Genomic DNA, 18476 nt, shown 5'->3' on the forward strand with positions numbered 1-18476 from the left:
CCCCTAATACTTTGCAATCAGAATATTAGGGACCGCTTATCATTTTATCCTAATCGTAAAATGGTGCTCTCGCTTCGGTCAAATTTTTCAACTTAACTGGGCGTTGCAACATTTGCCCGCCATCACGGCCAATAGGAATCCATGGAATTTTTCCACGCCCTTTAGCTGGCGCTAACGAGAAGAGATCAAATGGTATGGAAATATAGAATCCTTTGGTAAAGCTACCTTCTCCATATTCCTCAGCTGATACATTAGTAAATGCGGCATAGGCACCCACAATAATACCACTATCAAAACGTTTAGCTACATCGATATTAACGCCTTTATCTTTTGCCAAGAACTGACCAGCATTTACGGTTAGCTGCATGTCAGGTAAAAATTCAGGCGTCCAATAAACACTCGCATGACCAGTGAAGGCTTTATAATCGAAGAACCCTGTTTCGTTATTAAAGTCACGTTGTTGTACGTAGTTTAGATCAACTCCAAACGCTAGGCTGCTATCTACAGGGCGATATAGCACCTCGGTACCCACACCACCAAACATGGTCTCTAAATAACCACCATACACTTGCGCATAAGTATCTTCTGCAATTTTATCGAACCAATGCAGGTACGCATTTTCCATAGTCACTTTACTGCGCGTTACATATTCTCGAACTTGCGTGCGCACTCTAGGTAGATGCGAGGTTTCAGAGTCGACTAAAAAATTAAACTTATCGAAGTTTTCAAGCACAGTCACTTTCAACCCACCACGAACAGAGAAGTTTGGATTAAATTGGTAACCGCCGTTAAGATATGCACCACCTTGATAAAGGTAAAAATCCTCTGGATTACCAAAAGTTTGAATCCAAAAGCTTTCCATATTGAAAAACGCCCCAGAGTAATCTTTGGGGTGGTAATTATCGACTGTGGATTGAGTAGGGTTTTGACGAACGTATGCTGATTGAATATCAGTTTCTAAACGCTGATAGTTTGCGGCAACTTTAAATTCTTGCGCATCTATTTTCGTTTCGAGTAATGGAATGTTGGCCAATGTATCCACCAACTTATAGGTTTTAATAGAATCAGGTAACTCGGAAGCTAATATTCTACCAACTCGCTGAGTTGCCTCATCATGATCACGGTAACCTAACTGAGTTCCGTAAAACGTCATTTCGTCTTCACCAGTATGAGTAGCATTAATGATAAAACTGCCTTCATTTACTAAATCAGCATACAGGCGATCACGGTTAATCGTTTCAATTGATTCTGCCGGTTTCGCATTGTTCAGCTCTCTAGGTGGGCGATCAAATTTATGTTGTTTAACCGTGTGCATATTGAAGTTGTATGACACGCCAAAACCAAAGGTATTGCCCCTTTGGTAACTCACGTTAAAGTCCCAATTATTGTATTTATAAACCGCGCCAACATTCCACTCACTGTCTTGTTCTAGCGTTCCAGCACGGTCATTTACATAATCATTACCGTCATATTCTAGCTTAAGGGTTAGCCCCTCAATAGGTGTTCTATACTCAATGCCACCAAAAACCGACGCTGGACCTTTGAAGAACTCGTTGTAGTCAATTTTTCCACCTCGACCACCAAATCCACCAGGACGCTCACAAAATGAATCCTTAATTTCACACAGTGGGTTAGTGATATTTCCACCTGCGCCAAGGTAACCGGTACCTACACCAAGATGTATGTCAAAGGGGCCAAGATTTTTACTAAAGTTAATAAACTCACTGCTAAAGAAACCGGTTCCACCGATATCCGTTAAACCAAATGAAACATCAGGTAAATAATAGCTTTCTTTAATCAGTCGAAACTTAACATCAATGCCTTTGTCTTTTAGGGTTTGATCACCACTAAAGCTTGGATCTTGGCTATAAAGTTGTGTTCTTACGTCGGTATAACGAACTGTAGACTCCATCCACGGGAAAAGCTGCAGGCTTGCTGACCAAAATCGATATTGATCAATATCGTTATAGTTTAAAGTGAACGAGCCTTCTTTAGCCATCCGCGCTGTGGGAGTCTGTATTAAACCGGCTCCGCCCCTAATCATTTGCGACACATCTCCATTATCGTCGTCAAACGATTGCTCAGAGGCATATGCAGTTGATGTAATAAAACTAATTAACGCGGCGTTAGTCATTACAACAAGAGCTAACATCCTTTTAATTGTGATCATTCAATGACTACCCTATTTACTGCAAGTTCAGCGATAAGCTGATTGAGCTGACTATTATCTGCAAACCATTGGGACTCTACCAAAGGAATATAAAGTTGTGTACCGGGCATCACCTGGTGGCATTTTTGGTTCCAATAGGCTACAGGTAATTGACGAATAACGCCGTCAGGTTGAATTGCATAAACAATGTTTGCATCGGCAGATTCTGTTTTACTAATTTGCGCCACGATGTTTTCGATACACTGATTATTCTCATATTCAATCGTACTTGGCTGTGACACAGCGCCGAAAATAAACAGAGTGGTCATTCGTTTACTAAGGGTTAAACGGTATTTTCCATCATCGAATAGTGGATTATGATTTAGTTGAAACCGCGCCAAATCGTAATCGATGGCAATGTCGATCCGCTGTGCGAGTGTCCAGCTTTCTATGTGTTTTATAAGTTGGTTAAATGTAGCTGAATCAGCAACCTTTGATTTAACCGAAAGCTGTTTAACCAGTTCCTGTCTGCTTTTTTCAGCTATGTCGGAATCCAATTTAAATAACTGACTAGCACGCCAATACCAATTTTGCTCCAGGGCAATTGATTCTAAAACTTGATTCAATCTGGGGTTTTCAGCAAAGTTCAAAATATTGCCATTAACCGTAACTTCGACTTGGGAATTCGCATAGTTATTAAAGCAGAATGAAAACACGATAACTGTGAAAAGGCTTTTTAATCTATTCATGAGTAGACTCCAGCAATCTCATAGCCCTGCTAACATATTGTATTTCGTAACGCTCAGATGAGCCAGAGAACTGTTGTGAAGAACGCAATAACTGTCCAGTTTGAGTATGATACCAATACACATTCTGCCAACTATCTGAAGCAGTTTCGACACTTTGAGTTGTGACGTTTTCGATAACTTTAGTGGTTGTAAATTGCTGATCCAGAATTGTCAGGGGTATATTCTCTTGACGTTTAAACTCTGAATACAATCTCACCCCATACTGATGTGGGTCAAAATCTAAATAACTATTCCAATTCGCATTTTCTGCTACATCACTTTTTGACACCATAGGATCAGTATCTAAGTTAGCCACATAAATTAAATTGTTTTTTAGACCTAAAGTACGTACCAACCTACCATTTTGAGTAACCAATACAGCATTATCTGCGGAAACCCATTTATATCGACTGTTTTCGATAAAAGCCAGTGCCATAGTAGCGTATGGACGTTCACCCGCTTTTATGTATATGAGATCAATGGGGGTTTCTAAAACGATATCTTTAGTTAAAGTGACACTTTGTTTACTACTAAAATACAATTCTATGTTTTGTTTATAAGCTCTTTGTGTAGAAGAGCAAGCCGACAGAAAAAGTGCACTACATACTAATAAGCTAAAAGTTATTTTCATTGTTATCCATAATAGATATTCACAACCAATAAAAAAGCCGCCCAAAGGCGGCTTTAAATCTTTTACTAAACTTAGATCGAAGGCGAGTAAGTATAAGTAACAGGAACAGTTACAGTTGATGTACTAGTTCCAGTTCCAGTAGTAGTCACTGTAATAGTGGTACCGATACATACACCGTCAACTAAATCATCATCGCCTTCACACGTAGGTGTAGGTGTAGGTGGAACAGTAATAGGACGCTCTGGAGCATCACCATTCGAATTTGAAATCACACCCGCTAAAATAGTAGCGCCAACAACACCAGCAGCGATAGTACCACCAGCAACACCACCAAATGCACCGCCGCTTGCGCCAGATCCACCTTGTTGCTCTTGCTGAGCTTGTACACTAACAGAAGCGACTGCTGCAGCTACTGCTAATCCAATTAAACTTTTTCTCATCACTTTTCCTTGAAAGTATTTGACACCTGATGTCGGATATTAAAGTATCCGCTCTACGATCTCAATGCCTAATTTACGATCAATGGCTGATTTAAAGAACTTTTTAATCTGAATATTTCAAAAAGTTTTTAATCGTGTTTTAAAGTAGACATAAACTGTCACTTTATTAACACAGATGCAACATAATCCCGTTATATTTCAATACCTTTATATAATTAAATATACCTGATAAAGCCGTGTTTATTGGCTTTCAGACCAGACTGCAAACTCATTACCGCTGGGTTCACTAAAATGAAAACGGCAACCTCCGGGAAAATCAAAAATAGGACGAATGATCTTGCCATTATGCGATTTTATTTTTTGTAATGTTGCTTGTATATCGCTGCTGTAAAATACTAAAAGTGCACCGCCATTTTCAGGTATGTTGCAAAGCTCAGCTTGATAAAACCCGCCATCAAGCCCTTGATTCGAAAACGACGTGTATTCAGGACCATAATCAACAAACTGCCAATTGAATACCGCACTAAAAAACTGTTTGGTGGCACTTAGATCTTTTGCAGCAAATTCCACATAATTTAGCTTTTCATTTTCGTTCATATTAGCTCCTGAAATCTGACATTTATGAGTAACGTAAAGCAAGCATAATCACTGAGTATAAACTTTAGATGTAATTTTAGTTTAGTTTTAATATACGCTATTGCAGAGTTGCAGCATTAAATTGAATCAAAAAGGTGTGTGACAAGATGATAAGGATACTTCCATCAAAAATCGTCCTTCTATGTATCTGTTATTTTTTATCGATACAAGCGCAAGCGAACGACAAACACAAAACAATCGAAGTTAGAGTATTTATCGCGGCCATGTTTGAAATTGGAGCTAACAGTGGTGATAAAGCCGGAGAGTTCCAACACTGGTATGAACATTATTTTAGCGACAGTAGACCAATAAACGTTAAAGGCGCACATCGTCCGGTATTTTGTAATTCAAACGGTGTTTGTGGCTCAGTATTGGGGATGGGAAAAGTAGGCTCTTCAGCGTCCATGCAAGCTATTTTACTTTCACCGCAATTTAATTTTACAAATAGCTATTTCATACTCAGTGGCGTTGGCGGTACTCCACCATCTAAGGGGACTATCGGTGACGTCAGCTGGGCAAGTTGGCTTGTAGATTATGACTTAGGTCATCGCTGGAAAGCAGAAGAAGGGCAAGCAGGCACTCCTACATTTATGCCACGCAAAGGATACGAAGATATTCGTCGCTACCAGCTTAATCCAGAATTACTGAAATGGAGTGTTTGGTTAAGTCAATCTGTGACATTAAAAGACTCCGAATCGGCCAATGCTTATCGCATGCGCTATCCACAAAAAGAAGCGAGACGCAGCCCAGCAATAACGATCGGCACCCATATGACCGGCGACACTTTTTTTCATGGACCTGGATTATCAAAACAAGCGCAATACATTACACAACTATATGCTGCTGATGACTATATCATAACTGAAATGGAAGCCACGGCTTTAGCTCAGGTTCTATCAAGAACAGTAGGAATAGATCGAGTCATGAGTCTTCGGGGAGCAGTTAACTTCGACCAAGGAAATCCCAACGAGAGCACTCTTGAGCACTTAGATCCAGCGCCAGGGGAAACCGCGGGAGGTTTTGCTGAAACCGTTGAAAATATTGTTTTGGTTGGTAGTAAGGTGGTTGACACTATTGTGGCTAATTGGGACGATTGGAAAAACGGAGTGCCTGAATTAATTCAGAATTAAATCGCTACCGAATTAACTAGCCCACGGCATTGAGTAACTGGGAAAGTCTTGGATGAGTAGTTATACCCATCCAAGATGTTAAACTAATTAACGCTCGACGATAATGCGAACGACTTTGTCATACTGGCGATGATCAAACTCACCAGTTGCCGCACCTGTCTCATCGGTTACCGGGAAGACATAGCGAGGAGTCATAACCACTTCGTAGTTATAATCACCAGAAGGGCGCACTTCTACTTCAAGAAATCCATAATGCTTGCCGCCAGAGATTAACTGCTCTCCATCCCAAACTTCAGGTGCATCTCCATGGGCACTCCAATGGGTCAACTGTGCTTCGAGAGGCAATAAATCAAAAGGTACATAATCAGTAGTCGGCGGGTACCCTGGCCCTCTAAGGCCATCGCCAGCAAAACCGACATCCCAGTAACTCACGCCATTAATGTTTACATATTCCAACAACTCATCATGGCCAGACAAAACCGCGGTAACATCATACTGTTCAAAAAGCTGCTGATAAATACGCATTGGCACACCAGACTGACTATCTTCAGCATTAGCGATACCCGCACTTCCCGATGGAAGACTATGCACACCAGTGCCAAAAGCAGTGTGGTGGAATTGCACAAAGATTACTTGGCCTTCAGCTTGAGCACTAGCAAGTTCACGTACAGCCCAATTCCATTGTTCGCTTCCTTGGTTAAAGTCGGGTACTCGTGATTCTTCACCATTGATAAACAAATTGGTATCTTGACTTGGATCCTCATCATTACCATTAGATGAATCTAAGGTAATTAAAGTTACAGGACCGTAGTCGACACGATAAAATCGTTTTTCGTAGCGTTCATCTGACGCGTCGTTGGTGGGCAAATCCCAATAGGTATTCCATTTATCATAAGACAACATAGACGCTTCAGCATTATAACCCGGCGCATCTGGATGCCAGTAATTTTCATGATTTCCTAATGCAGGAAAAATCGGTGTTGTGGAAGCTAGTGTTCCCCACTCACCGGCACTATGTCGCCAAAACTCATCCCAATCGAGTTGTCGCCCACCTTTCTCAACTAAGTCACCGGCGATCACCCAAAAATCTGGCGTTCTTTGCGCAGCGTAAACCAAGTTAGCCTTATAACCCGTTGTTTGGTCAACAGGATACTGGCGAGTATAAGTATCGGGGTCAGTACCTAGCTTATCACCACCGATCGCCAAAGCATTTGCCGTCCAACGAACAGTTTTTTCAGTCGATTCCGGCTCTGTCTCCATATCAGACATAGTAATAAATCTAACAGTTTCACGACTACCTTGATTTGGAGCTGTAGTTAACGTAGCGGTAAAAGCACTAGCCTCAGGTTGCTCGACGGTATATTCATAAGAAGTATTAGCTTCTAAACCTGTAATTCTAACGGAATGCTTATAACTAGATGCCGGAGCTTCACCTTCTGCAACCTCACTATGAGTTTCGCCAAAATTGGTTTCCCCATGAATATATTCAACTTCAGAGGTTCCATAAGTTAGCGATTCAGCCAGTTGTACATCAGACACAAAAGAACCAATACCTTCAATCGTAACTGTACCCGGTTGATCAGTGTCACTTAACCAATTCACGGTTATTTCACTCGATGTCGGGTTTTGAAGATATGGAAGAACAGTAAAGTTGATATATGATGTTGGTGTAATTTCAGCCTCAGGTGACGATTCATTGTCACTATTACAGCCAGCAAGCGAAACTATACTCACGGCGACAAGCGTTTTAAGAACATATGGAAATGTAGAGGTAGACTTCATGTACTAATACCCTATTTAAGTTATTTAGAAACAGTACAATTCCAAGGAATCAATCTGTTTAATTTAGACTGCGCGTAGGATAGAAGTGCTTAATGGCATTTTTGCTACTTATTTATGATAAATAGAAGTCAATTTAGCGTCACAAATGTGACAGAAAATAAAACGTAAAAACAATGAGTTAAAAATTTAACCTAGGTTTATTTAAGGTTAAATATCAGGGACTAAACGCGCCACGGGTGAGGCATTCCATGGGCTGGACATGCCACGGGCTAAAGCCAGTGCTACAAGATAAAAAAATTTAGGTTAGCGGTGTAGGCCATTCGTGTATTGACATCTACACCCAAGCTGCAGCCTTTTAGTCATTATTAGAATTGGCATCCATTGAAGTGGCTGCACAGTGTTGAGCAATAAACTGTGCTTGGCTTGGCATATAGTCGACAGATTTTTCGATCACGCTCTTAACGTTATCCATGCGCTTTTTTATTTGCTCTTCGCTCAATACGTCAACCATAGGATGATAACCGTCGGGCACAATACCCTGACCCACCATCACACTTAACCAACTAGTTTGATTAAATAATTCTTCGTCTTCACGAAATATGCGGCCATTTGCCTTAAATAAGTCTATTTTTCTCTGTAGATATTCTGGTATTTCCATATTGCGAACATAGTCCCAAAACGGCGTATCGTCCCTTTCTGTAACTTTGTAGTGCAGAATAATAAAGTCGCGAATGCGCTCCATTTCTAAAGCAGCCTGCTGGTTATAAGTATCTATATCAGATTTAAAAAACTGCTTTGATGGGAAAAGGCTCATAAGACGAGAAATACCACTTTGTACTAAGTGGATTGCAGTTGACTCAAGCGGTTCGATAAAACCACCAGCTAAACCTATCGCCACACAGTTTTTATTCCAGAATTTCCGTCGCATGCCGGTTTTAAACCTAATGATACGTGGCGCGGTTAACGGCTCACCATCTATACCTTCAAGTAGAATTTGTTCAGCTTCTTCATCGCTCATAAACTTCGAGGAGTAAACATGCCCATTGCCAACCCGATGTTGCAAAGGAATGCGCCATTGCCAGCCAGCTTTTTGCGCTGTTGAACGGGTATAAGGAATAGGCGCTTCGGTGGTTTTACTTTGCACAGCAACCGCACGATCACAGGGCAACCAATGACTCCAATCTTCATAACCGGTGTGCAGTGCTTGTTCAATTAATATGCCCCGAAAACCACTACAATCAATAAACAACTCGCCTTCAACCACTTCACCATTGTCTAACAACAGGCTTTCTATAAAACCGTCTTCTTTACGCAATTTCACTTCTGTGACTTTTGCATCAGTGCGTTTAACGCCATGTTTTTCTGCAATTTCACGCAGATATTTAACATATAAACTAGCGTCGAAGTGGAAAGCATAAGCGATATTATTCAGTGGCGAGTTCGGTGTATCGATTGAGCGCATCATCTTGCCCGATTTAGCGGCCACACTGTTAAACGAATAATCCTGTAAGTTGCTGGCTTTACCGAGCTTTGCCATCTTCAACCAAAATTGATGAAATTCCACACCTTCAAAATTCAAGCCTAATGTACCAAAGGGATGCATATAGCTATGATCCAACTTCTTCCAGTTAACGAATTCGATACCATGTTTGAAGGTCGCTTGGGTTTTTCTGACAAAATCATCTTCGTCTAATCCAAGCAAGTCATTAAATAGTTTAAGTTGCGGAATGGTTGCTTCACCTACACCTACATTAGCAATATCACTTGATTCTATTAAGCGGATATTCATGCCCTCTTGGCGCAGTAAAGTGCCCAAGGCTGCGGCCGTCATCCAGCCTGAAGTGCCACCACCCACGATCACAATATTTTTAATTAGGTGCTCGCTCATTTACCTCTCCTACTCTTTAACTACTCTGTGTTACTTAATGAAGCTGGTCAACTTTTTGTTGAGGTTATATCTGACTGAAAGATTACAAACATATGATTGAATGTAAATGCGCAACCAATAGGTTGCGCATAATTCTTCAGCTTAGTTAGATAGATTAGAAATTCGCTCTAACCACAAAAGAGAATCGTCTATCATTTACAAACCAAGAACGTCCAGTTCTAGTTCCTGCATCGTCAATCTGCATGGTCGTCTTGGTAACTGTATCTAACAAGTTAACGGCTTGCAGTCCGACTTTAATATTGTCAGTTACGTTGTAAAAAATCGAACCATCAAGAAAACCAGCACTTTCATTATAAATGGGTCTATAAGGCGCGATAACGTCCCTAGCGGTTAACAAATATGCAGACCGCCAGTTATAGGCCATGCGCGCTGACACATCATTCTTTTCATAAGTCAGCACTAAATTAGCAGTGTGTTTAGACTGTCCCTCTAACGGCAATGATTCAAATGCCGCTTCCGCTGGTCCATCCTTCGGTTGGCCGTCAGGTTCTGTTTCAAAAGTATTACTATTGGGCACACCTTCAGCTTCAATATAAGTGTAGTTTGCCTGTATACCTAAGCCATCAAAAGGTTCTGGCAAGAAATCGAAAAACTGTGAATAAGCAAACTCAATACCTTGCATAGTACCTTCGTCGGTATTAAGAGGTTTTTGTACCCGCACGGTATTCGTCACACCATTATTGGTATACTGCTCATCTACAGCACCTGTCACAAAGAAGTTACTCAAATCTTTGTAGAATACCGTTGTGGTTAGTGAGTTTGAGGGGCTGAAATACCACTCCAAAGAGAAGTCATACTGAATCGACTCCATTGGCGCTAAATACGGATTTCCTGAACTCCCTTCCCAAGTAACTACATCTGAGCTGTTTATGATGGCTTCACCACCAGGTTCTGATGGTTCAGTTCGGTCGGTGATAAAGATGCCATCTTGAATATTAACGTAGTTTTTTAAGTTGCCAGTGTCTGGGTAAGCAATCGCTTTAGATACCGCAAAGCGAGCAATTAAATCGTCGTCCAATTCTACTTTTATATTAAAGCTAGGCAGAATGAAATCATCCTTGTAAACATCGTTAAGTACCGCGGTACCATAGTTACCAAAGGCACTGTCATCCGCGGGTAAAAAGTTTAAGCGGTCAGAAGTATCCGCTGGATCATTAGGAATTAGGTTAGGAAAGGTAACAGCGCCATCTGTTTCCCGCTTGACTTTAACGTAGCGAACGCCAAAGTTACCATTAAATGGGAACTTGTATGCATCAGATTCAAAATCAAATCGTACATAGGCGGCGGTATTTGTTTCCACAAAAGTATTAGTTTCAGCTGGTCTAAAGGGGCCGTCTAATTGTTCGTAAGTGGGGTTGCCATTGGCATCAACACCGTTTTGTATTTGTCTCTCAGACAAGGGTTCCCAGTCAGAAGCTACTCCAGAGAGTCGACTTCCCCAATTAGCGTAGTCTTGTACTAATGCAATCGAAGGATGCAGAGTTGTGCCGCCAGGTACTATTACATTGTTGCCACGATGATGATCATCCCAGCTCACTTGTTGAACTTCGTTAATCAAGCTTTCGTTTGCCGGTAAATCCAGCCATGCAGCGGCATAGCCATCACCATCGACGTCATTACTAAATAGTGCACCAAGTGTTTGCCAGTTATATGCAGAAAAGCGCACTGTTTGTTCCCGTTCAGAGTATCGCACACCGGCTTTTATCGAAGAGAAAAAACCTCTATCGAAGGTATACTTAGTATCATAGCGAAACGCCACCGAATCCCCTTCACTGCGTTCGTAATGATCCATTGCAGAACGCCAATAATACGAAGATTTGGTTTGGAAAAAGGCCGGATTACTCTCTTGTCCGTTACCACCAGCGTTACCATTCCAAGGCTCTAAAAGTTCGATTTGAGGAACATCACCTTTTAAGTTCAAACTCAAGTTGGCTTGAGTACCTAAATATAAAGTCACATCATCGTCTTTAGTTGTTGCATCGATATACTGAATGTCAAACTCGTGGGACCAAGTATCATTCGGTCTAAATTTAACATTAAAAGCATAATCATCAACAACCGTCCGTTGCTCTTTAGCACGGGTGGTCGATTGATAAGTATTACCAAATTGCGGTACAGACGGATTTCCCCAATCAGCGGCAATAGGGACTCGCTGTTGGTCACTACCATTTGAACGCCAACCACCATCGCGTTGATCAGTAATTGTGCCATTAATGAAAGTGCCGCTATCATCAAATTCATAAGCCGGCGTGCCGTCAAGAGGATAAGTGTCACGTCTTAGGCCATCAGCTTCGTCGCCATTATTTTGATCAGTCTGATAGCTAAACGTATTTTCTGTCCAAGCCAAGGTCGCGTCTGAACGCATAAACTGGCCTGTCACTAAGGTACGTCGGTCAGGACTTTCCCATTGAGCGGCGAGTGCAAGCCCTTGTCGTTCGCGATTTATATTGTTTTTCCCAAAATTGCCGCCGTTAGGAGCAAGGACAGTTTGTCCATCGACTAAATCATCGCGGGTTAAAAACACTTCTGACTGCATACTATGAGACAGGCTATCTAACTCTGACTTAGCGACGTTAACTAGAAAACCGAACTTACCAGCGTCGGTATTCCAACTGTCGCTAAACATCGCAGAAGCACTAGGCGTTGTTTCTTCTATCAGGTCGCTGTATGTGAGATCTGCTGAAACCGCAAAAATACGCTCTTCAGAATCAAAAGGCAGGCGAGTATGTAAACTAACAGTACCACCAATCCCTCCTTCGATAAGATCAGCACTCTGATTTTTATAGACTTGTACCGACCCCATTAATTCTGGTGGGACATCTTGGAAACTAAGACCACGGCCCGAGTTTGCAGTAAATGAGTCCCGCCCGTTAAATTCACTTCGGGTTGCAGACATGCCGCGGATGACCGCGCCACTGCCTTCCACACCAAAGTGATCAGGATCATTGGCGGCGGCAAAACGTTCAATTGAAATGCCCGGAATACGTTGCATCGCCTCAAGTACGCTTCGGTCAGGAAGCGCACCAATATCCGACGCGGTTATTGCGTCGACAAAAGTATCGGCTTCACGTTTTAATTCTTGCGCCTGAATGACGCTTGATCTCACACCTCTGACGTTGATTACTTCAACATCATCGCCTTCAACTGCGGTGATTGCCCCAGCTTCTTGTGCCAAGCTTTGGCTGCTAAAACCCATTATTGCTAGTGCAATCATGGATTTATTAAATCTAGGTATACTCTTACGTTTTAGTTCGGCTAATTCGTTATTATGTTGCACGGTTAAGCTCCAAGTTCGTATGATTATTTATGGTTTTATTTTTATTGTGTTTATTTGGCAATGCGCTTACCAGCAGCCCAATAAATGCCGCCGTATAAAAGGTCTAAAAACACTCACTCTGTCTAGCATTCAATGTATTCAAAATAGTCAAAATCAGCTTTGCATTGCTGTCCTGACACATCTTGGCAAGCCATACCGACAAAACCCCCGGTAAAATGACAGCCATCGCCTCCACCTGCTTCATCAGAAATAATGGTGTAGTCAAGGTTAATAGGCAGTTTTGTCCAGTGTTTTTCGTCCACTGAAAAAGAGAAGGTGAGTAAGTGATGGTCAACATCTGCTCTTAAATATACAGGCCCTTGGTTTGGCAATAAAAAGCGGGGATCCGTGATGAAACCGTCTGTATGCCCCTCGCGAAGGCCAAATGTGAGGGTTAAGTCTTGGTTACCCAAACAACTCATCACATCCACAAAACGATTACCTTCATCGTCGATGGATACGTAACAATAGTGAAATTTATTGCTGTTGTAATAACAGATAAGCCCAGCAGTTTGCTGAAAATTAGTTGGCGAAAACTCCATAGCGGTTTGTGCTGAATAAGCAAAAGCCTGTTGTCTGCGGGCGACTAACGCATGTTCGTATAACGACCCGATTGATTCTCGGCCAATCAAACGCATGTAACCTGGTCGAGCACTTAAACTGAACAAGCGCTCGGGATTCGATGTACGTAACCATTGAAATTCTATTGGTAGCTCTGGTGTATCAAAATCATGTTTATGTTTAGTGGCAGGCCATGGATGTTCTGGCATATTCGGCGCTGGCACTAGCATTTCGGGTAGCCCATCTGTGACTGCATTTTCAACTCTTAGCCAGTCATCCTCAGTCCAATAAGTCTTTTGCAAACCGGTTTCACGGCCAAGTGGACAGCGTCGTTCGCCTAATAATGGACGACCGCACAAATGAACAAGATAAGTTTCACCGTTGGGTGTTTCAAACAGATCGCCGTGCCCTGTCCGCTGCAGCCCTAAATGTTGGTTGTCTTTAGCGGTTAGCAAGTACCCATAAGGGTCTAGCTCGTAAGGACCGTCAATATTTCTAGAACGAGCAACCGTCATCGCATGGGTATAAAAGGTGCCACCTTCGGCAGTGATTAAATAATAGTAACCGTTTCGTTTATACAAATGAGGGGCTTCGGTACAAGCGAGTTTACTGCCGGCAAAGATATTCTTGATTTCACCAACAAGTTGCTTTTTAACAGGGCAATATTCTTGAAGCAAAATACCACCAAATCTATTCTTTTGATGGCGATGATCCCACACCATATTTACGAACCACTTTTTGCCATCATCATCATGAAATAAAGATGGATCGAAGCCGCTAGAGTTCATGTAAATAGGGTCACTCCACTCGCCATCTATAGTGTCGCAAGTAGTCAAATAGTTGTGTGCGTCTTTGAAATTGCCATCGAATCGTTTTACGTCTGTATAAATTAGATAAAACAGCCCATCATGATAACTAAGACACGGGGCCCAAACTCCGCAAGAATCCGGCTCGCCACGCAAATCCAACAAAGCCTCTCGATTTAATGGCCGACTTAGTAATCGCCAATTTTTTAAATCTTTTGAGTGATGTATTTGCACACCTGGGTACCATTCGAACGTGGATGTAGCGATGTAAAAATCGTCACCAACGGCAACAATACTCGGGTCAGGATTGAAACCTGGAAGTATTGGATTTTGTATCATTGTTTGAGTAGAGGTTGTCATTCTCACGCTTCCTTAAAATCACGTGTAAGTTTGTAAAATTTCATGCATGCAAATACTACAAGGCCGGCAATAACAGAGCTTGCAGAATACAAAAACAGGATGCCGTTCAAAGCTGATTCGCGTTGATCTATATTTGGTTGGTAGCCAGAGGTTGCCAGAATCCAGCCAGTAAACGCGCCGCCCAACGCGATACCTAGCTTGATCATCAGGAGGTGGCCAGAAAACGCCATTGCCATCGCACTTTGACCTAACTTTTTAGCGCCATAATCAACGGTGTCGGGTACGGCTGAAAATAGTAAAGGGGTAAATATCATGTGCGTAAAATTGGCTAAAATTGAGAACACTAGTGCATTTTCCCATGCATCCCGGGGCACAAAGAACAACACACCATTGGCAACGACTATGCCCAGAGCAGAAATGCGCATCAGTGTTACTTTGCAAAATCTTTTTACCAGCCAATTCGCACTTAAAGCCCCCGCTATACCAGCAACCATACCGCTGGTCATAAATAACGTAATTAAGCTCTCTTGTTGCAAATAATATTGCACGTAATAAGGAGTGGTTGCGCCTCGCATCGCCACGCTGATTAGCAATAGCAGGCTAACAAGGGCGATGATTCGCCATTGATCATTTTGCAGCATTTTTGCAAAGTCGAGCCAAATGCCTTTGAGAATATTATGTGTAGTCGATTTCGGGATTTCTACTCGTTCTTTGGTCAGTGAAAAGCAACCGACAAAACAGATTACGGCAAAAACGGACAAGGTGGCCATTGCCATCTGAAAGCCCCGTTGCTCATCCCCTTGACCAAAAAAGTCAACTAGCGGCAACATACTCGCGGTGACAATTGCACCGCCTGCCATTGCTAGCGCAAATCGATAGGATTGTACCGAAGCGCGTTCGGTCGGAGACGGAGTCATAACGCCGCCGAGCGCAGAGTATGGGATATTAATCCCGGTGTAAGCGGTCATCAATAAGGTATAAGTAATGTAAGCGTAGATAAGCTTACCGGTGGCACTAAAATCTGGAGTGGTAAAAGCCAAAACGGCCAGTAATCCATAAGGTATAGCGAACCACAGCAAATAGGGCCGATATTTCCCCCACTTTGTATTGGTTCTATCTGCAATTCCTCCCATAACAGGATCGGTAATCGCATCGAATATTCTAACCACTAAAAACAAAGTGCCTACTGCTGCTGCAGATATTCCAAATACGTCAGTGTAGAAATACAATAAAAAGCCCATAACAACTTGGAATACGATGTTGCTTGCCGCATCGCCAAGACCATAGCCAATTTTTTCGGTAACGCTTACCTTAACCATTCTGCAATTACCCTGAACTATTGATATTCGCTGGCTAATGCCACTAAGTCTTGCACGAAAGCTTTAGCTTGATAGTCACGATCAAACAACAGTGGGTAATCGGTTCTGCCGTTCATCGGCCAATTGTTGCGCCACGTATCATTATCAGAAACACCCCAAAACGTGACTCTGTCAATGTCCTGTCGATAGGTTAAAAACAATCTAAATAGATCTTTATATGCTTTAGCTAATTTAAGATAGGATGATTGGGAAATGCCATTCGCATACGGGTTGTATTCGTCTTGAAGCACAAAATTTAAAGAAATATCCGCTCCCATGTTGTTTTCATCTGGGAATTTAAGTACGGAAATGTCTAGTTCAGTAATCATCATGGTTAAGCCCGCCGCAGCGACTTTTTGAATACTTAGTTCCAACTGTCTAAGTGGGGGTTCTACTCCGTAATGACCTTGTTCGCCGATACCGTCAATACGAATACCTTTGGCTTTAAGACGCTTGGCCATAGCGATTACGCTATCCATTTTTGCCGCTTTATATAGGTTATAATCGTTATAATAGAGCTTGGCATTAGGTGCGGCTTGATGTGCGTATTCAAAAGCTTTTTCTATAAAATCATCGCCTATAATTTGTAACCACTTCGACTCCCGTAAAGTACCATCTTCGTTAAAAGCTTCATTGACCACATCCCAGCCTTTGATATCGTCTTTATATCTGCCTGCTAGAGCGAATATATGGGTTTTCATTCGAGACAGTAAAAGCTCGCGACTGGCAAGATTGCCGTTTGCGTCTTCGAAAACCCAATCCGGAGTCTGCTGGTGCCACACTAGAGTATGACCAATAATGTTTTTGTTGGTCGACTTTGCGTAATTAACAAGAGCCTCTGCGGCTTCGAAAGTGAAATTGTTTGAGCTAGGTTGAATGCTCTCCCATTTCATATCGTTTTCAGCTGTCAGGGTGTCGAAATGTCTATTTATAATTACGACAGACTGACGATCCTTGCCGTTTGCCTGTTGCGTATTGATTGCAACACCAATATTGAAATGCGGAGCGAAGGCGCTCTGAAGTGAAATATCCGTTGTATTGCTGGCCTGTGTACTAGTCGATTTAGTATGTGTGCAGCTAGACACAAAGCCAAACACTAAGCATAAAAACACCGTTGTTATAGTTAATTTCACTATTTCACCGAAAATCCCAACCAAAATGATAGCGCTAACAATATTTTGTTGTATTCGGTTTGTCAATTACGGTTTTACGTTATTTTAACAATATTTTTACTTGAATCTCTTAATTGCAGACGGTAGTCCAGTACATGGCGCATGTTAGAAGCTTTAAGTGTTTTGTCAGCTTTCGAGGTTGTTAAGATATCAATAGCAAGTTCGGCCATCTCTTTAATAGGTTGGGTAACCGTTGAAATATTGGGCCAAATTGTGGTGGCAAGTTCGGTGTCATCAAAGCCTACGATAGAAACATCTTGCGGTACATCTAAATGTTTCATGTGTGCAACAGAGACAACAGCAGCTGCCATTTCATCATTTGCAGCAAATATCGCGTCGGGTTTGTTCGGCAGTTCCAGTAATCGTTTAGCCGCATCCAAGCCGGATTTGTAAGTGAAATAGCCTTGTTCAATATACTCAGGAGGCATCATTTTTTGATTGGAACGTAAAGCGTCTAAATATCCTTGGTAGCGCAATCTACTTACACCTTGGTTGGGGCTACCAATAATATGCGCGATCCTAGTATGGCCGCTTTTAATAAGTTGCTCAGTTACGTCGAATGCCGCCTGATAGTCATCCATACAAATGTAGTGGCTAGCGGACAAATTAATGTCGGGAGCAATACGAACGAAACCAACATTTGCATTTGATAATAAATCTACAACCTCCGGCATATTGCTAATAGGCGGGAGCAAAATCAGCCCATCAACTTTGGTTACTTCAATCAGGTTTTTTATTATGTCTAAGGCTTTTTCGCGATCTCCGGCTGTTTCGTCTAAAACAACATGATAACCAGATGTACGACATTTACGTAAACCACCAACTAGAAATTTATTAACATATGACGAACTGGCGTATTCGCACACCAAGCCGATGAAATAAGATTTAGAGGTTGCTAAATGTCGAGCAGCTATATTCGGCTTATATTGCATTTCATTAGCTATTCTACTTACTTTTTCACGGGTCTTTGCACCCACCTTAGGATCATTATTCATTACTCTCGATACAGTCATCATGGAGACGCCAGCTTTAATCGCGATATCTTGCAGTTTAACCTTAGACATTTATTCCGAACCATTTGTTGGTGAGGCAATATGTAGAGTCGCATAAGTCTAATTGATCATGTTGAATAAACCAAAATGTTAAGTAACATTTTGGTTTATTTATTTTGTTAAAACGACTTTAAGAGGGCGATATTCCACGGACTGAAGCCCGTGCTACAGGTTTGTTGCATATTTTGGCTCTCACATTGGGGTGGAGTCGGTTGTTTTTAGCTTCGTAGAAGCGTTAAGCGACGGAACGGGCAGCATGGATGCTGCACTGGAGGTAGCCACATGGAGGTGTGACACCTAGATGCCTATTACATGAACAGCTATTACCATGACACTCGCTGGGTATG

Annotated in this window: 13 protein-coding genes; 1 reads left to right on the plus strand and 12 read right to left on the minus strand. The window is 42.0% G+C overall.

Translation table 11 applies throughout. The features are described 5' to 3' along the window. Window positions 1-49: 49 nt before the first annotated feature. The 5 genes from KO530_RS15695 to KO530_RS15715 form a co-directional block, all read right to left on the minus strand. A complete protein-coding gene (locus tag KO530_RS15695) occupies window positions 50-2170 on the minus strand; it encodes a YjbH domain-containing protein (RefSeq protein ID WP_216049391.1) in 2121 nt (706 codons plus the stop codon). After that, window positions 2167-2898 (minus strand): capsule biosynthesis GfcC family protein, encoded by a 732-nt coding sequence (locus tag KO530_RS15700; RefSeq protein ID WP_216049392.1) that lies wholly within the window; start codon window positions 2896-2898, stop codon window positions 2167-2169. The genes KO530_RS15695 and KO530_RS15700 overlap by 4 nt, the downstream gene beginning before the upstream one ends. Continuing rightward, window positions 2891-3568, minus strand: a complete 678-nt coding sequence (locus KO530_RS15705; protein ID WP_216049393.1) for a YjbF family lipoprotein — start codon at window positions 3566-3568, stop codon at window positions 2891-2893. The genes KO530_RS15700 and KO530_RS15705 overlap by 8 nt, the downstream gene beginning before the upstream one ends. Window positions 3569-3639: 71 nt before the next feature. Beyond that, a complete protein-coding gene (locus KO530_RS15710; RefSeq protein WP_216049394.1) occupies window positions 3640-4008 on the minus strand; it encodes a hypothetical protein in 369 nt (122 codons plus the stop codon). A gap of 240 nt (window positions 4009-4248) precedes the next feature. After that, a complete protein-coding gene (locus KO530_RS15715; RefSeq protein WP_216049395.1) occupies window positions 4249-4605 on the minus strand; it encodes a VOC family protein in 357 nt (118 codons plus the stop codon). Between the two features lie 146 nt (window positions 4606-4751). Here KO530_RS15715 and KO530_RS15720 point away from each other — a divergent pair, with 146 nt between their 5' ends. Further along, the gene (locus tag KO530_RS15720) at window positions 4752-5774 is read left to right on the plus strand and encodes a purine-nucleoside phosphorylase (RefSeq protein ID WP_216049396.1); all 1023 of its coding nucleotides are present in this window, start codon (window positions 4752-4754) and stop codon (window positions 5772-5774) included. 87 nt (window positions 5775-5861) lie between these two features. Here the strand turns inward: KO530_RS15720 and KO530_RS15725 are convergent, their stop codons facing one another. The 7 genes from KO530_RS15725 to KO530_RS15755 form a co-directional block, all read right to left on the minus strand. After that, window positions 5862-7556: a metallophosphoesterase gene (locus KO530_RS15725; RefSeq protein ID WP_216049397.1), complete on the minus strand. Its 1695-nt coding sequence runs from the start codon at window positions 7554-7556 to the stop codon at window positions 5862-5864. A gap of 355 nt (window positions 7557-7911) precedes the next feature. Next, complete coding sequence (locus KO530_RS15730) at window positions 7912-9444, minus strand: tryptophan halogenase family protein (RefSeq protein WP_216049398.1); 1533 nt, start codon at window positions 9442-9444, stop codon at window positions 7912-7914. A gap of 154 nt (window positions 9445-9598) precedes the next feature. Continuing rightward, window positions 9599-12781 carry a TonB-dependent receptor gene (locus tag KO530_RS15735; RefSeq protein ID WP_303500109.1) on the minus strand — a complete coding sequence of 1061 codons (3183 nt, stop codon included), beginning with the start codon at window positions 12779-12781 and terminating at the stop codon, window positions 9599-9601. Between the two features lie 122 nt (window positions 12782-12903). Beyond that, entirely contained in the window at window positions 12904-14547 is a 1644-nt protein-coding gene (locus KO530_RS15740; RefSeq protein WP_252729305.1) for a glycoside hydrolase family 43 protein, read from the minus strand. Between the two features lie 2 nt (window positions 14548-14549). Then, a complete protein-coding gene (locus tag KO530_RS15745; RefSeq protein ID WP_216049399.1) occupies window positions 14550-15866 on the minus strand; it encodes a glycoside-pentoside-hexuronide (GPH):cation symporter in 1317 nt (438 codons plus the stop codon). A 17-nt stretch (window positions 15867-15883) separates the two neighbouring features. Next, window positions 15884-17038: an endo-1,4-beta-xylanase gene (locus KO530_RS15750; protein WP_303500112.1), complete on the minus strand. Its 1155-nt coding sequence runs from the start codon at window positions 17036-17038 to the stop codon at window positions 15884-15886. A 74-nt stretch (window positions 17039-17112) separates the two neighbouring features. Continuing rightward, window positions 17113-18141, minus strand: a complete 1029-nt coding sequence (locus KO530_RS15755) for a LacI family DNA-binding transcriptional regulator (RefSeq protein WP_216049400.1) — start codon at window positions 18139-18141, stop codon at window positions 17113-17115. Window positions 18142-18476 lie beyond the last annotated feature (335 nt).

The organism is Aliiglaciecola lipolytica (assembly GCF_018860635.1).
Classification (GTDB): Bacteria; Pseudomonadota; Gammaproteobacteria; order Enterobacterales; family Alteromonadaceae; genus Aliiglaciecola; species Aliiglaciecola lipolytica_A.

Bases quoted from the DNA above. Each gene is read 5' to 3' on its own strand.
- KO530_RS15730 (WP_216049398.1), bottom strand. From the start codon at position 9,444: ATGAGCGAGCACCTAATTAAAAATATTGTGATCGTGGGTGGTGGCACT.
- KO530_RS15715 (WP_216049395.1), bottom strand. From the start codon at position 4,605: ATGAACGAAAATGAAAAGCTAAATTATGTGGAATTTGCTGCAAAAGAT.
- KO530_RS15720 (WP_216049396.1), top strand. From the start codon at position 4,752: ATGATAAGGATACTTCCATCAAAAATCGTCCTTCTATGTATCTGTTAT.
- KO530_RS15725 (WP_216049397.1), bottom strand. From the start codon at position 7,556: ATGAAGTCTACCTCTACATTTCCATATGTTCTTAAAACGCTTGTCGCC.
- KO530_RS15745 (WP_216049399.1), bottom strand. From the start codon at position 15,866: ATGGTTAAGGTAAGCGTTACCGAAAAAATTGGCTATGGTCTTGGCGAT.
- KO530_RS15755 (WP_216049400.1), bottom strand. From the start codon at position 18,141: ATGTCTAAGGTTAAACTGCAAGATATCGCGATTAAAGCTGGCGTCTCC.
- KO530_RS15700 (WP_216049392.1), bottom strand. From the start codon at position 2,898: ATGAATAGATTAAAAAGCCTTTTCACAGTTATCGTGTTTTCATTCTGC.
- KO530_RS15695 (WP_216049391.1), bottom strand. From the start codon at position 2,170: ATGATCACAATTAAAAGGATGTTAGCTCTTGTTGTAATGACTAACGCC.
- KO530_RS15740 (WP_252729305.1), bottom strand. From the start codon at position 14,547: ATGACAACCTCTACTCAAACAATGATACAAAATCCAATACTTCCAGGT.
- KO530_RS15710 (WP_216049394.1), bottom strand. From the start codon at position 4,008: ATGAGAAAAAGTTTAATTGGATTAGCAGTAGCTGCAGCAGTCGCTTCT.
- KO530_RS15705 (WP_216049393.1), bottom strand. From the start codon at position 3,568: ATGAAAATAACTTTTAGCTTATTAGTATGTAGTGCACTTTTTCTGTCG.